We start from the raw sequence: 13,234 nt of genomic DNA on the forward strand, positions 1-13,234 counted from the left end.
TTTGAGACGCCGCCGTCCCCCGTCGCATTCTTCCTGGGCGGCGCCGTGCCCCCTGGAGGAAGCCCATGTCCACAGCCACAGCCGCGCCCGCGAGCCCGAAGAAGGGGCCGGCGGTGATGGCGGTTCTGCAGCGTATCGGCCGCAGCCTCATGCTGCCCGTCGCCGTCCTGCCCGCCGCCGCCCTGCTGGTCCGCCTCGGCAACACCGACATGCTGGGGCGCGAGTCGTTCCCCGCCTTCGTCACCAGGATCGCGGGCTTCATGGCGGCCGGCGGCAACGCGATCCTCGACAACATGGCGCTGCTGTTCGCCGTGGGTATCGCGATCGGCTTCGCCAAGAAGTCGGACGGCTCCACCGCCCTGGCGGCTGTGGTCGGCTACCTCGTCTTCAAGAACGTGCTGGCCACGTTCACGGACAAGAACCTGCCGCAGGTGGCGGAGGTCGTCGACGGCAAGGTCGTCATGACGGACGCGCCGGTGGACGCCAAGGTGCTCGGCGGTGTGGTGATGGGCCTCGTCGTCGCCCTGCTCTATCAGCGCTTCTACCGCACGAAGCTGCCGGACTGGGCCGGCTTCTTCGGCGGCCGCCGCCTGGTCCCGATCCTGTCCGCCTTCGCGGGCCTGGTCATCGGCATCGTCTTCGGTTACGTCTGGCCGGTCCTCGGTACGGCGCTGCACAACTTCGGCGAGTGGCTGGTCGGCTCCGGGGCCGTCGGCGCGGGCATCTTCGGTGTCGCCAACCGTGCGCTGATCCCGATCGGCATGCACCACCTGCTGAACTCCTTCCCCTGGTTCCAGGCCGGCACCTACGAGGGCAAGAGCGGTGACATCGCCCGGTTCCTGGCGGGTGACCCGAGCGCCGGGCAGTTCATGACCGGCTTCTTCCCGATCATGATGTTCGCCCTGCCGGCCGCCTGCCTGGCGATCGTGCACTGTGCCCGGCCCGAGCGCCGCAAGGTCGTCGGCGGCATGATGTTCTCGCTCGCGCTGACCTCGTTCGTCACGGGCGTCACCGAGCCGATCGAGTTCACCTTCATGTTCATCGCCCCGGTGCTGTACGCGATCCACGCGGTGCTCACGGGTGTCTCGATGGCGCTGACCTGGGCGCTGGGGATGAAGGACGGCTTCGGCTTCTCGGCCGGCGCGGTGGACTTCTTCCTGAACCTGGGCATCGCGACCAACCCGTGGGGCCTGGCGCTGGTCGGGCTGTGCTTCGCGGCGGTCTACTACGCGGTGTTCCGCTTCGCGATCACCAGGTTCGACCTGCCGACGCCGGGCCGGGAGTCCGACGAGGAACTCGCCGAGCTGCAGAAGGCGGAGGCCAAGTAGTCCGCCGTACGGCGAAGGCCCCGTAACCCGCCGCCGGGCGTCGGGTTACGGGGCCTTCGCGTGCCGGGTCTCAGATCTCGTACATCTGCCGCGGTGCCGCGAGGTCCACCGGACCGCCGTACACCTCGCGGGCGTCGGCCAGGTTGACCTGCGGGTCCGTCCACGGCGGGATGTGGGTGAGGACCAGACGGCGGGCGCCTGCCCGGGCCGCCGTCTCACCCGCCTCGCGGCCGTTGAGGTGCAGGTCGGGGATGCTCTCCTTGCCGTGCGTGAAGGCCGCCTCGCACAGGAACAGGTCGGCGTCCCGGGCGAGTTCGTCCAGGGCGGGGCTCACGCCGGTGTCGCCGGAGTACGTCAGGATCTTGCCGTCGTGTTCGACGCGGATGCCGTACGCCTCCACGGGGTGGGCCACCCGCTCGGTGTGCACCGTAAAGGGGCCGATCTCGAAGGTGGACGGCTTGACCGTGTGGAAGTCGAAGACCTCGCTCATGGAGGAGGCGGAGGGGGTGTCCGCGTAGGCGGTGGTCAGCCGGTGTTCCGTGCCTTCGGGGCCGAAGACGGGGAGGGGTCCGCAGCGGCCTCCGTCGTGGCGGTAGTAGCGCGCGACGAAGTACGCGCACATGTCGATGCAGTGGTCGGCGTGCAGATGGCTGAGGAAGATCGCGTCGAGGTCGTAGAGACCGCAGTGGCGCTGCAGCTCGCCCAGGGCACCGTTGCCCAGGTCGAGCAGCAGCCGGAAGCCGTCGGCCTCGACGAGGTAGCTCGAGCAGGCCGATTCCACGGACGGGAACGACCCCGAGCAGCCGACGACGGTGAGCTTCATGAAGCAGAAACCTCCGCTGGCGGGAATGTCTGTGAGGGGCGTCGGGGGTCGTGCGGTTCGTCGAGAGTAAGGCGCAAAACCTCCAGTAGCTCCTCCGCCAAGGCCTGTTGTGGGCGAACTCACCTGTGGTGTCACCGGTTCGGCTGGCAGGGCCTGGCGGGAACCTGGTGAGGGAGGGCGCACGGGAGGGATGACGCCGGTAACGTCTCAGTATGGACACGTCCTGGTGGCTGGCGCTCGCCGCGGTGGTACTGCTCGCGCTCGTCGCCACGCTCGTCGACGGCTGGGGCCGGGGGCGGCGGCCGTCGGCCCGGCGGGAGCGCACGGCGGCATCCGGCGACGTCGCGCCGGCCGGCCGGCCGCGGCCGGCGGAGATCTGGTGGGCGGACGTCCCCTATGCGGACGTCCCCGATGAGGACGAGGCGGAATCAGGCGGGGCCGCGCGAAGCGGGTCAGACCAGGCGGCGGAAGACGGGCGGGCGAAGGACCGGCCCTGCCTGGTGCTGGCGGTGCGCGGTGAGCGGGCCACCGTCGCGAAGATCACCACGCGGTTCCGTGACGCGCGCACCGGCGTGATCCCCCTGCCCCCGGGTTCGGTCGGCGACGCCCAGGGCCGTGCGAGCTTCCTGGAGACCGACGAGCTGCGGGAGGTTCCGGTGTGGGGCTTCCGGCAGCGGATCGGGGTGGTGGATCCGGCGCTGTGGGACCAGGTGCGGTACCTGGCGGGGTGAGATACGAAAGGGCCGGCGTCGAACCGAAAGGGCCGGGGTCGTGACCCCAGCCCTTCTCGTCTGTTCTGTTCGCTCCGTCGGCTACGCCCAGAGCTGCCCCTGGAGCGTGTCGATGGCCTCCTCCGTCGTGGCCGCCGTGTAGACGCCCGTCGACAGGTACTTCCAGCCGCCGTCGGCGACGACGAACGCGATGTCGGCCGGTTGCCCGGCCTTGACGGCCTTCTTTCCGACGCCGATCGCGGCGTGCAGCGCGGCGCCCGTGGAGACGCCGGCGAAGATGCCCTCCTGCTGGAGCAGCTCGCGGGTGCGGGTGACCGCGTCCGCCGAGCCGACCGAGAAGCGGCTGGTGAGGACGGACTCGTCGTACAGCTCGGGGACGAAGCCCTCGTCGAGGTTGCGCAGGCCGTAGACCAGGTCGTCGTAGCGCGGTTCGGCCGCGACGATCTGGATGTCCGGCTTGTGTTCGCGCAGGTAGCGGCCCACGCCCATGAGCGTGCCCGTGGTGCCGAGGCCGGCCACGAAGTGGGTGATGGACGGCAGGTCGGTGAGGATCTCCGGGCCCGTCGTCGCGTAGTGGGCGCCCGCGTTGTCGGGGTTGCCGTACTGGTAGAGCATCACCCAGTCCGGGTGCTCGGCCGAGAGTTCCTTCGCGACGCGCACGGCGGTGTTGGAGCCGCCCGCGGCCGGGGAGGAGATGATCTCCGCGCCCCACATGCCCAGCAGGTCCCGGCGTTCCTGCGAGGTGTTCTCGGGCATGACGCACACGATGCGGTAGCCCTTGAGCTTCGCCGCCATGGCCAGGGAGATGCCCGTGTTGCCCGACGTCGGCTCCAGGATGGTGCAGCCCGGGGTCAGGCGGCCGTCCTTCTCCGCCTGCTCGATCATGTGCAGGGCCGGGCGGTCCTTGACCGACCCCGTCGGGTTGCGGTCCTCCAGCTTCGCCCAGATGCGGACGTCGGCGGACGGCGACAGCCGCGGCAGGCACACCAGGGGGGTGTTGCCTACCGCGGCCAGGGGGGAGTCGTAGCGCATCGGTGATCAGACCATCCCGCCGGCCACGGCCGGCAGGATCGTGACGTTGTCGCCGTCCGACAGCTTGGTGTTGATGCCGTCGAGGAAGCGGACGTCCTCGTCGTTCAGGTACACGTTGACGAAGCGGCGCAGCTGGTCGCCGTCCACGATGCGGGCCTTGATGCCGGGGTGCCGGGTCTCGAGGTCGTTGAAGAGTTCGGCGAGGGTGTCTCCCTTGCCCTCCACCGCCTTCTGGCCGTCGGTGTAGGTGCGGAGGATGGTCGGGATGCGGACCTCGATGGCCATGGCTCAGGGCTCCTGTCGGGAGGTGTCGTCGGGTGGTGGCGCGCGGCGGCGCGGGATTGCGTGGTGGTACGCAGGCGGAGCGTTTCGCCGCGGCTCACGGCCGTACGGCGGCAGGGTGCTGCGTCAACAGATGGCGCTGGCGAGCCTGCACAGGTCGACGTGCAGCCGCGCCACGAGCAGATCGCCCGGCGTCTTTTCGCTCACGTCGTGGAAAACCATGCGCTCATCGTATCGATTCCCGGTGGGGCCCCCGGAGTGTGATCCCACACTTCGGACGGTATTCATCCGCATGCCGAGATAGGGGAGGTCGGATCGGGTGCGGGCCGCGCCCGGACCGGGTTCAGGCCGCCCTCGGATCGGGTGCGGGCCGTGCGCGGACCGGTGTCAGTGCGCCTCGACGATCTGGACCTCCTCCTCCGTGACCTCGCCCTCGACGATCCGGAAGGAGCGGAACTGGAACTCGCCGGCCCCGTCGGTGTCGGCGGTGGAGACCAGGACGTAGTGGGCGCCGGGCTCGTTGGCGTAGGAGATGTCGGTGCGCGAGGGGTAGGCCTCGGTCGCCGTGTGGGAGTGGTAGATGACCACCGGCTCCTCGTCGCGGTCGTCCATCTCGCGGTAGAGCTTGAGCAGGTCCCCGGAGTCGAACTCGTAGAACGTGGGCGACATGGCCGCGTTCAGCATGGGGATGAAGCGCTCGGGGCGGTCCGAGCCCGCCGGGCCCGCGACGACGCCGCACGCCTCGTCGGGGTGGTCCTTGCGCGCGTGGGCGACGATCTGGTCGACGAGGGCCTGGGTGATGGTCAGCATGCTGGCCAGGATAGACAGGAGGCCGTTCCGTACCGAGGGTTGGTACGGGACGGCCCGTATGCCGGACGCGCTGAGCGGTTGCCGGCGGGGAGTGCCACGAGTACTCCCCGCGGCGGGGCGTCCTGGCGGGTGGGTCAGCCGGCCTTCTCGTACTCCGCGTCGCGGCGGTCGGCGATCTGCGGGGCGCGGCTCTTGAGCACCGCCCAGCCCGTGCCCAGGGCGGCGGCCCAGCCGGCCATCACGTAGAGGCAGATCCGGGAGTTCGCGTCGTAGGCGATGAGTCCGGTGACGAAGAGCAGGAAGGCGATGGCGATGTAGGAGCACACCGAGCCGCCCGGCGCAGGGAAGGACGAGGCGGGCAGGTGGCCCGCGACGACCTGGCGGCGGTAGCGGACGTGGCTGAGCAGGATCATCAGCCAGGTCCAGATGCCGGCCGCGGTGGCGACGGAGGTGACGTAGCCGAAGGCCTTCTCCGGGACGGTGTAGTTCAGGACCACGCCGATGCCCATGAAGAGCACCGAGATGCCGATGCCGAGGGCCGGGGTCCTGGTGGAGGACAGCCTGGCGAAGACCCTGGGCGCCTCGCCGCTCTCGGCCAGGTTCCGCAGCATGCGGCCCGTGGAGTACATGCCGGAGTTGCAGGAGGACAGGGCCGCGGTCAGGACGACGAAGTTGACGATGCCCGCGGCGGCCGGGATGCCGATGACCGCGAAGGCCTTCACGAACGGGCTGACGCCCGCGGCGAACTCGGTCCACTTGACCACGCACAGGATGACGGTGAGGGCACCGATGTAGAACAGGGCGATGCGCCAGGGCAGGGTGTTGATCGCCTTGGGGAGGGTCTTCTCCGGGTTCTCCGACTCACCGGCCGTGACACCGACCAGTTCGACGGCGAGGTAGGCGAACATCACGCCCTGCAGGGTCATCAGGGACGAGCCGACGCCCTTGGGGAAGAAGCCGTCGAAGGCCCACAGGTTCGAGACCGCGGCGGTGTCGCCGGCCTGACTGAAGCCCAGGGTGAGGACGCCCAGCCCGATCACGATCATGCCGATGATGGCCGTGACCTTGACCATCGAGAACCAGAACTCGATCTCGCCGAACAGCTTCACCGAGATCAGGTTGGCCGCGAACAACACGATCAGGAAGACCAGGGCCGAGACCCACTGCGGGATCTGCGGGAACCAGTAGTTGATGTAGATCGCGGCGGCGGTGAGTTCCGCCATGCCGGTGACCACCCACATCAGCCAGTACGTCCAGCCGGTGAAGTAGCCGAAGAACGGGCCGAGGAACTCCCGCGAGTACTCGGCGAAGGAACCCGAGACCGGGCGGTACAGCAGCAGCTCGCCGAGCGCCCGCATGATGAAGAAGATGATCACGCCCGCGAGGGCGTACATGAGGATGATGCTCGGGCCGGCCTTGGCGATGTTGGCCCCGGCCCCCAGGAAGAGCCCGACGCCGATGGCGCCGCCGATCGCGATCATCTGGACCTGACGACTGCCGAGTCCGCGCTCGTACCCCTCTTCGGGCACGCTCTCCGTGTCGGCCTGCGCAGAGGTCATGTGTGGTGCGCCTTTCTCCATGCCGACCCGGGCCTTCCGTCGGCCTCGGATCGGGTTTCGATCCCCCCGGATTGATGGAGTGGGGCGGGTCTCGGGAGCCCGCCCGTGCCTGGCCGGCGGTCACCGGCTCGGTGGCGCACCCGGCCGAACATTCGGGTGGTGCTCTGCCGGGCGATCGTGAAGATCTATCACGGCAGCACCCCCGATCACGGGGGTGCGATGTGGCGCATCACACAGGGAAACCGGACATCGCGCACCCGAAGAGGCCATAGGAGGCGGATGCCTTGACGTGATCTTTATCCGGATTTGAGCGTCCGCTGAGCGAACACGAGGCGGTCGTCCGGTGACCCCGGAACCCGCACGGATCAGGACATCAGCGTTCCGACGAGCGTCTCCTGGAGTCCGCCCAGCCACAGGTAGGCCATCACCATCGGCTTGCGCGGGTCCTCGTCCGGGAGGCGGAACAGGAGGTCGCTGTCCTCCTCGTCGCTGATCTCCAGGCGTGAACCGATGGCGAGCCGCAGGTCGTTCAGGGCGCCCAGCCACTGCTGGGACTCCTCCGCCGACAGCTTCAGCACCGCTCCGCCCTCGCCGCCCGAGGCCGAGGCGAGCGCGTCCAGGGAGCGGATCACCACCAGGGCGTTGTCCCGCTTGCCGGCCCGCAGGTCGTTCTCGGTGTAGCGGCGGAACTCGGCGGAGTACGCCCGCTGCTCCTCGGCGTTCTGGGGCGGGGCGGGCTGCTCGGGGTCGCCGTAGGCGTCCGGGAAGAGCCGCTTCAGCACCGGGTCGGAGGGCGGCTCGCTCGGGCCCTCGGCGAACAGCTCGGCGAGCGGGTCGCCGGAGGCGTCCTCGGCGGGGCCGGGGCCGATGAGCTCCAGGAGCTGGACGGCCAGCGACCGGATGATGGAGATCTCGACGTCGTCGAGGGCGACGGCGGCACCGCCGCCGGGGAGCGGTTCGAAGGTTCCGGGCATGAACGCCTTTTCGCTGCTGGGCGGGGTGCTGGCTACTTGCGGTCCTGCTGGAGGGTGGCCCACAGGCCGTAGCCGTGCATGGCCTGCACGTCGCGCTCCATCTCCTCGCGGCTGCCACTGGAGACGACCGCCCGGCCCTTGTGGTGCACATCGAGCATGAGCTTGGTGGCCTTGTCCTTGGAGTAGCCGAAGTACGTCTGGAAGACGTACGTCACGTAGCTCATGAGGTTGACCGGGTCGTTGTGGACGATGGTGACCCAGGGGAGGTCCGGCTCGGGTACGGCGAAGACCTCCTCCGCCGACTCGGTGCGTTCGATCTCCAGGGGCGCGGGTGACGTCACACTGCCCATGCTGCCACCCGAGGGGGGTGGTCGCACAAACGGGCCTGGAATCCGGGGGCCTTTGACGAAATCGTCAAACTGACGAAATGGGGGTACGATCGGGCGTCATGAACACAGCGGACCTTGGGCTGCCGGAAGAAGCAGGGCACGACGCGCTGCCGCGACAGGGCGGTGGCGGGCGGCGGGTGGGCGTCCCCTCGACGGCGCTCTTCACGGACCAGTACGAGCTGACGATGCTGCGGGCCGCCCTCGAGGCGGGCACGGCCGAGCGGCGGAGCGTGTTCGAGGTCTTCACCCGGCGCCTGCCCGAGGGGCGCCGCTACGGGGTCGTGGCGGGCACCGGGCGGGTCCTGGACGCGGTGGAGAACTTCCACTTCGAGGCGGGCGTCCTCGGCTTCCTGCGCGAGCGGGGGATCGTCGACGAGGAGACCCTGGAGTGGCTCGCCGGCTACCGCTTCAGCGGGGACATCTGGGGCTACCCCGAGGGCGAGGTGTACTTCCCGGGCTCGCCGATCATGCGGGTCGAGGGCACCTTCGCCGAATGCGTGCTGCTGGAGACCGTGATCCTGTCGATCCTCAACCACGACTCGGCGATCGCCGCGGCCGCCTCGCGGATGTCTGCGGCGGCGGGTGACCGGCCGCTGATCGAGATGGGCGCCCGGCGCACCCACGAGCTGGCGGCGGTGGCGGCTTCCCGGGCCGCGTACGTCGGCGGCTTCGCGACCACCTCCGACCTGGCGGCCGGGTTCCGCTACGGCATCCCCACCGTCGGCACCTCGGCGCACGCCTTCACCCTGCTGCACGACAGTGAGCGGGACGCCTTCCAGGCCCAGGTGAACACGCTGGGGCGGGGCACGACGCTGCTGGTGGACACGTACGACGTCGCCGAGGCGGTCCGTACGGCGGTGGAGGTCGCCGGGACCGGGCTGGGGGCGGTGCGGATCGACTCCGGCGACCTGCTGCTGGTGGCGCACCGGGTGCGGCAGCAGCTGGACGAGCTGGGCGCGACCGACACGAAGATCATCGTGACCTCGGACCTGGACGAGTACGCGATCGCCTCGCTGGCGGCGGCGCCCGTGGACGCCTACGGCGTGGGGACGCAGCTGGTGACCGGCTCCGGCCACCCGACCTCCTCGATGGTGTACAAGCTGGTCGCGCGGGCCGAGTCCGCCGATCCGCAGGCGCCGCTGGTGCCGGTGGCGAAGAAGTCCAGCGGCGGCAAGACGTCCTCGGGCGGACGCAAGTGGGCCGCGCGGCGGCTGGACGCGCACGGGGTCGCCGAGGCCGAGGTGATCGGCACCGGGGCGGTACCGGGCGAGCTCGTGGACCGGCAAATGCTGGTGGAGCTGGTCAAGGCCGGCGAGGTCGTGGCGCGTGAGCCGCTGGACGCGGTGCGCGAGCGGCACACGGCAGCCCGGGCGGGTCTGCCGATGTCGGCCACGCAGCTCTCGCGCGGGGAGCCGGTCCTTCCCACGGAGTACGTGCACGGCGACTCGGGTAGCCAATGACGGTGTGCCGCGATGCGCCGACCCGTACCCCCTCGCGTCCGCTCTCCGTTGTCAATAGGCTCGGTGGTCCACCGGCCGGGCTTGCCGACCTCATAGCCGAAGGACTCCGACCATGCGCCGCGCCTTGATCGTCGTCGACGTGCAGAACGACTTCTGCGAGGGGGGCAGCCTCGCGGTGTCCGGCGGTGCCGATGTGGCCGCCGCCATCACCGAGCTGATCGGGCAGGCGGCCGGGGCCGGCTACCAGCACGTCGTAGCCACCCGTGACCACCACATCGCCCCCGGCGGCCACTTCTCCGCCAGCCCCGACTTCGCCCGTTCCTGGCCCGCGCACTGCGTCGCCGGCACGGAGGGCGTCGGTTTCCACCCCAACTTCGCCCCCGCGGTCGCCTCCGGGTCGATCGACGCCGTCTTCGACAAGGGGGCGTACGCGGCGGCCTACAGCGGCTTCGAGGGCACCGACGAGAACGGCACCCCGCTGGCCGACTGGCTGCGCGCCCGCGAGGTCACCGAGGTCGACGTGGTCGGCATCGCCACCGACCACTGCGTCCGTGCCACGGCCCTGGACGCCGCCCGGGAGGGCTTCCGCACCCACGTTCTGCTGGACCTCACGGCAGGCGTGTCCCAGGCGACGACAGAACGCGCCCTGGAGGAGCTGCGCGAGGCGAGCGTGGAGCTGTCGGGCAAGCCGGTGGTGCAGTAGCCCGGCGGGTCCCGCGGATCAGGTAGTGCGGATCAGGTCCGGGCCGTGGGGCACCGCGGATCAGGTCTGGGCCGAAGGCCGCCGCAGCAGGGATCTGATCGGCCGCCACAGCTCCTGGACCAGGTCCGGGCCGGTGGCGACACCGTTGTCGGGGGCCGTGCGCCATATCAGGCCGTCGGGGTGGTGGAGGACCGCCGTGATCTCGTCGGGGGTCGGCGGGGCCGCGTTGCCGCGCAGGTAGACCGAGCGCAGGCCCAGGTTGCGGAGCCTGGTCAGGGCCCGGGCGCGGTTCACGGAGTGGACGAGGACGCGGACGGCGCCGGGGCCGTCGGCTGCGGGGCTGGGCAGGTTCAGTGCCACCACCACCGTGCCGTTCGGTAGCTTGCAGAAGCCTCCTGCTGCCATGCGCTCATCCCCCCGTGTCGGTCGGTGTCAATAAGAGAGCCACAGGACGCACCTAAACACGGATCGGCGGTGACCCGCCAGTGGGTCACCGCCGATCATGCTCTGACCTGCAAGGATGCGGATTACCTACCCGCGGGGCCGACCTCCAGCTCGATCGTCGAGCCGTTCTTGGCCTCCTTGAGGATCTTGATCTTCGTGTTGGTGTCAGTGATCTTGACGCCGCCGGTCGGGTTCGACTCGTCGTAGTAGTCGTTCTTCCGGTCGTTGAAGACCGACACGCCCTTCGAGCCCGGGATGTACTTCGCGACGTCCGCCTTGTGCAGCGTCATGCCGTCGGTGCGGTAGCGGCTGAACGGCGAGTCGTAGGACTGGATCCGGTTGCGCATCAGCGTGCCGTCGGCCCACTTCAGCGCGGTCGGGTGGGAGTCGATCGGCAGGACCAGACCGGTGCCCTGGTGCTGGCTGGTGTTGTTGTCCGCCTGGGAGGTGTCCCACTTCCAGATCAGCAGGCCGTTCTGGTACGCGTAGTGCTCCACCCAGTCCGGGCGCTCCGTGAAGCCGAAGTTGTACGGGCCGTTCTTCAGCGTCTTGTCGTACGACACGTACTGCCGGTTCTCGGCGATGTAGTACTGCGCGTAGTCCTTGGTGAAGGATGCGCCGATGCGGGAGAAGCCGGTGGCCTTCCACGCCGCGTCCGCGCTCTCGGCGTTGTCGGTGAAGACGGTCGCGCCGTCCGCCGTGACCGTGATCGCGTCGGCCGCGAAGCCCTTCTGGGCCACGCCGCCGTCGGTCTGGTAGCGGAAGCGCAGATCGATCTTCTTGCCGGCGTAGGCGTCCAGGGAGTACGCGAGCTTCTTGTAGCCGTCGACCGTGCCGTGCAGGGCCGGCTTGTCGCTGCCGTCGCGCGGGATCGGCTGGCCGTCCACCGTGCCGTCGAGAGCGGTCCAGTTGGCGCCGCCGTCGGTCGAGACCTCGGTGTAGAGGTAGTCGTAGTTGGCCTCGATGTCGTACCAGCCGTCGAGGGTCAGCTGCGCCTTCGACGTGCCGGTGAGGTCGACCGAACGCGTCAGCGTGTTCTTGAGGTTGTCACCGCTGCCGCTCCACCACTGGGTCTTGCCCTCGGCGGGGGTGACGACCTCGGTGGTGACCGCCTTCTTGGGGAGGTCGACGACCAGCGCCTGCTTGTGCTTGGTGTTGTACTCGGCGACGCCCAGCTTGTGCCAGGAGTTGACGCCCGCCTTGGCCGTGTCGTAGTTGAGCCAGCCCAGCTGGAGCTTGTCCCAGGCGGTCATGTCGCCGGGCAGGTCACCGATCTCCTTCTTGCCGGTGCCCAGCCAGGAGCCGGACGACATCAGCGTCCAGAAGCCGGTGGAGTTCTCGCCGCCCGCGGTGTCGTAGTGGTCGGGCAGACCGAGGTCGTGGCCGTACTCGTGGGCGAAGACGCCGAGTCCGCCGTTCTCCGGCTGGACGGTGTAGTCGCCGACCCAGATGCCGGTGTCGCCGATCTTCGCGCCGCCCAGCTTGTTGTTCACCGGGCCGGTGGCGCCGGCGTCGGTGCCGAAGGCGTACCAGCGGTGGGCCCAGATCGCGTCGGTGCCCTGGGCGCCGCCGCCCGCGGACTCGTCCTCGCCGGCGTGCACGATCTGGAAGTGGTCGATGTAGCCGTCGGGCTCGTTGAAGTCGCCGTCGCCGTCGAAGTCGTAGCGGTCCCACTCGTCGAACCGCGCGACGTCGGCCTTGATCTGGGCGTCGGTCCTCCCCGCTGCCTTCTGCTGGGAGACCCAGGCGTTCAGACCGTCGCTGACGACGTTCCACACACTCGGGCAGTTGGTGTCACCGCAGGCGTTGTTGCCGTAACGGGCCTCGTTGTAGGGGACCTTGACCCAGTCGGAGACCTCACCGTCGACCGAGTAGCGGCCCGAGGACTGCTTCTCGTAGTAGGTCTTGACCGAGTGGACGCCCTTGCCGGAACCGAAGTACAGGTCGTGGAAGTAGTCCCGGTCGTAGTCGGCCCGCCAGGCCGTGGAGTTGTCCTTCTTGCGGTCGGGCTTGGCTATCTGGTTGTGCAGCGGGCCCGCGGTGCCGCCGTAGCGGCTGTCGATCTTGTCGCCGAACTCGACCAGGATCGTGAAGATCTTGTCGGTCTTCTCGCGGCCGAGCTCGACGTACTTGGCGTCGCCCTTCTTGCTCTTGAGCTGGACGACCTTCGAGCCCTCGCGGTTCTTGACCTTGGTCTTGCCGGATATGACCTGTTCCAGGGCCTCCTGCCGCTGGGCCTCCTGGGTCTTGCTCAGCGGGCCTTCGAGGTCGTGCTCGTCGCCGTGGCGGTCCGCCGGGTCGTGCCGGTCCACGGTGGTGGACCGGGGAGCGGAGGTGTCGTCCGCCACCGCGTACGTCGAGGCGGTGGCGGTGGCCGCCGCGAGCGCCACACCGAAGGCGGCCGCTCTGAACGTCCAGGGTCTACTGGTCACTTGAGTTCCTCCCCCGCGTCCGGGCGCGCGGAAGGCCGGGGTCTGGTCAAGGAAGGTCCGCGCGCGCGTGATCAACGCGTGTAGTCAAGTGACGACATTTGACTAGAGGTTTGAAAGAAAAGACAGACCTTGACTTGGACAGGTCAAGTGCACTATGCGGAGTCGACGTTCGTTTTGCGGACAACCAATCGGTTGCCCCGACCCCCTCCCCACCGGCCTGCGGGCGCGTGCACATGTCCACTCCGTGGACGTCATGACTCCGTGCGC

Annotated in this window: 14 protein-coding genes; 4 read left to right on the top strand and 10 right to left on the bottom strand. The window is 69.4% G+C overall.

Features of this window, described 5'->3' with window-relative positions; all coding sequences use genetic code 11:
* Positions 1-65: 65 nt before the first annotated feature.
* Positions 66-1,328 carry a PTS transporter subunit EIIC gene (locus ACZ5TL_RS10060; RefSeq protein WP_468588897.1) on the top strand — a complete coding sequence of 421 codons (1,263 nt, stop codon included), beginning with the start codon at positions 66-68 and terminating at the stop codon, positions 1,326-1,328.
* Positions 1,329-1,398: 70 nt separating this feature from the next.
* Here ACZ5TL_RS10060 and ACZ5TL_RS10065 read toward each other — a convergent pair whose 3' ends face one another.
* Positions 1,399-2,151 (bottom strand): MBL fold metallo-hydrolase, encoded by a 753-nt coding sequence (locus tag ACZ5TL_RS10065; RefSeq protein ID WP_468588898.1) that lies wholly within the window; start codon positions 2,149-2,151, stop codon positions 1,399-1,401.
* Between the two features lie 212 nt (positions 2,152-2,363).
* Between ACZ5TL_RS10065 and ACZ5TL_RS10070 the strand changes: the two genes are divergently transcribed.
* On the top strand, positions 2,364-2,882 hold the full coding sequence (locus ACZ5TL_RS10070; protein ID WP_468588899.1) for a type II toxin-antitoxin system PemK/MazF family toxin: 519 nt from the start codon (positions 2,364-2,366) through the stop codon (positions 2,880-2,882).
* Positions 2,883-2,963: 81 nt separating this feature from the next.
* On the opposite strand, the gene ACZ5TL_RS10075 is transcribed toward ACZ5TL_RS10070, so the two are convergent.
* From ACZ5TL_RS10075 to clpS, 7 genes are all read right to left on the bottom strand, one after another.
* Positions 2,964-3,914, bottom strand: a complete 951-nt coding sequence (locus ACZ5TL_RS10075) for a PLP-dependent cysteine synthase family protein (protein WP_468588900.1) — start codon at positions 3,912-3,914, stop codon at positions 2,964-2,966.
* A gap of 6 nt (positions 3,915-3,920) precedes the next feature.
* Complete coding sequence (locus tag ACZ5TL_RS10080) at positions 3,921-4,199, bottom strand: MoaD/ThiS family protein (protein WP_468588901.1); 279 nt, start codon at positions 4,197-4,199, stop codon at positions 3,921-3,923.
* Between the two features lie 123 nt (positions 4,200-4,322).
* Entirely contained in the window at positions 4,323-4,418 is a 96-nt protein-coding gene (locus tag ACZ5TL_RS10085; protein ID WP_311688247.1) for a putative leader peptide, read from the bottom strand.
* 165 nt (positions 4,419-4,583) lie between these two features.
* Positions 4,584-5,006 carry a M67 family metallopeptidase gene (locus ACZ5TL_RS10090; RefSeq protein WP_376642078.1) on the bottom strand — a complete coding sequence of 141 codons (423 nt, stop codon included), beginning with the start codon at positions 5,004-5,006 and terminating at the stop codon, positions 4,584-4,586.
* A 134-nt stretch (positions 5,007-5,140) separates the two neighbouring features.
* A complete protein-coding gene (locus ACZ5TL_RS10095) occupies positions 5,141-6,565 on the bottom strand; it encodes an amino acid permease (RefSeq protein WP_468588902.1) in 1,425 nt (474 codons plus the stop codon).
* Between the two features lie 365 nt (positions 6,566-6,930).
* Entirely contained in the window at positions 6,931-7,539 is a 609-nt protein-coding gene (locus ACZ5TL_RS10100; RefSeq protein WP_468588903.1) for a DUF2017 domain-containing protein, read from the bottom strand.
* Positions 7,540-7,571: 32 nt separating this feature from the next.
* A complete protein-coding gene (gene clpS, locus ACZ5TL_RS10105; protein WP_020270284.1) occupies positions 7,572-7,889 on the bottom strand; it encodes an ATP-dependent Clp protease adapter ClpS in 318 nt (105 codons plus the stop codon).
* Positions 7,890-7,987: 98 nt separating this feature from the next.
* Here clpS and ACZ5TL_RS10110 point away from each other — a divergent pair, with 98 nt between their 5' ends.
* Both ACZ5TL_RS10110 and ACZ5TL_RS10115 read left to right on the top strand, forming a co-directional pair.
* Positions 7,988-9,388 (top strand): nicotinate phosphoribosyltransferase, encoded by a 1,401-nt coding sequence (locus tag ACZ5TL_RS10110; protein ID WP_468588904.1) that lies wholly within the window; start codon positions 7,988-7,990, stop codon positions 9,386-9,388.
* Positions 9,389-9,500: 112 nt separating this feature from the next.
* Entirely contained in the window at positions 9,501-10,091 is a 591-nt protein-coding gene (locus ACZ5TL_RS10115; protein WP_468588905.1) for a nicotinamidase, read from the top strand.
* A 60-nt stretch (positions 10,092-10,151) separates the two neighbouring features.
* Here the strand turns inward: ACZ5TL_RS10115 and ACZ5TL_RS10120 are convergent, their stop codons facing one another.
* Together ACZ5TL_RS10120 and ACZ5TL_RS10125 are read right to left on the bottom strand one after the other, a co-directional pair.
* Positions 10,152-10,496 (bottom strand): hypothetical protein, encoded by a 345-nt coding sequence (locus ACZ5TL_RS10120; protein ID WP_468588906.1) that lies wholly within the window; start codon positions 10,494-10,496, stop codon positions 10,152-10,154.
* A 122-nt stretch (positions 10,497-10,618) separates the two neighbouring features.
* Positions 10,619-12,967: an immune inhibitor A domain-containing protein gene (locus ACZ5TL_RS10125; protein ID WP_468588907.1), complete on the bottom strand. Its 2,349-nt coding sequence runs from the start codon at positions 12,965-12,967 to the stop codon at positions 10,619-10,621.
* Positions 12,968-13,234 lie beyond the last annotated feature (267 nt).

It is taken from the genome of Streptomyces sp. NPDC033136 (assembly GCF_055578235.1).

What these genes read in the sequence shown, in the direction of transcription:
- ACZ5TL_RS10110 (WP_468588904.1), top strand. Translation starts at nt 7,988, where the DNA reads ATGAACACAGCGGACCTTGGGCTGCCGGAAGAAGCAGGGCACGACGCG.
- ACZ5TL_RS10060 (WP_468588897.1), top strand. Translation starts at nt 66, where the DNA reads ATGTCCACAGCCACAGCCGCGCCCGCGAGCCCGAAGAAGGGGCCGGCG.
- ACZ5TL_RS10085 (WP_311688247.1), bottom strand. Translation starts at nt 4,418, where the DNA reads ATGGTTTTCCACGACGTGAGCGAAAAGACGCCGGGCGATCTGCTCGTG.
- ACZ5TL_RS10095 (WP_468588902.1), bottom strand. Translation starts at nt 6,565, where the DNA reads ATGACCTCTGCGCAGGCCGACACGGAGAGCGTGCCCGAAGAGGGGTAC.
- ACZ5TL_RS10115 (WP_468588905.1), top strand. Translation starts at nt 9,501, where the DNA reads ATGCGCCGCGCCTTGATCGTCGTCGACGTGCAGAACGACTTCTGCGAG.
- ACZ5TL_RS10100 (WP_468588903.1), bottom strand. Translation starts at nt 7,539, where the DNA reads ATGCCCGGAACCTTCGAACCGCTCCCCGGCGGCGGTGCCGCCGTCGCC.
- ACZ5TL_RS10090 (WP_376642078.1), bottom strand. Translation starts at nt 5,006, where the DNA reads ATGCTGACCATCACCCAGGCCCTCGTCGACCAGATCGTCGCCCACGCG.
- ACZ5TL_RS10070 (WP_468588899.1), top strand. Translation starts at nt 2,364, where the DNA reads ATGGACACGTCCTGGTGGCTGGCGCTCGCCGCGGTGGTACTGCTCGCG.
- clpS (WP_020270284.1), bottom strand. Translation starts at nt 7,889, where the DNA reads ATGGGCAGTGTGACGTCACCCGCGCCCCTGGAGATCGAACGCACCGAG.
- ACZ5TL_RS10120 (WP_468588906.1), bottom strand. Translation starts at nt 10,496, where the DNA reads ATGGCAGCAGGAGGCTTCTGCAAGCTACCGAACGGCACGGTGGTGGTG.
- ACZ5TL_RS10080 (WP_468588901.1), bottom strand. Translation starts at nt 4,199, where the DNA reads ATGGCCATCGAGGTCCGCATCCCGACCATCCTCCGCACCTACACCGAC.
- ACZ5TL_RS10065 (WP_468588898.1), bottom strand. Translation starts at nt 2,151, where the DNA reads ATGAAGCTCACCGTCGTCGGCTGCTCGGGGTCGTTCCCGTCCGTGGAA.
- ACZ5TL_RS10075 (WP_468588900.1), bottom strand. Translation starts at nt 3,914, where the DNA reads ATGCGCTACGACTCCCCCCTGGCCGCGGTAGGCAACACCCCCCTGGTG.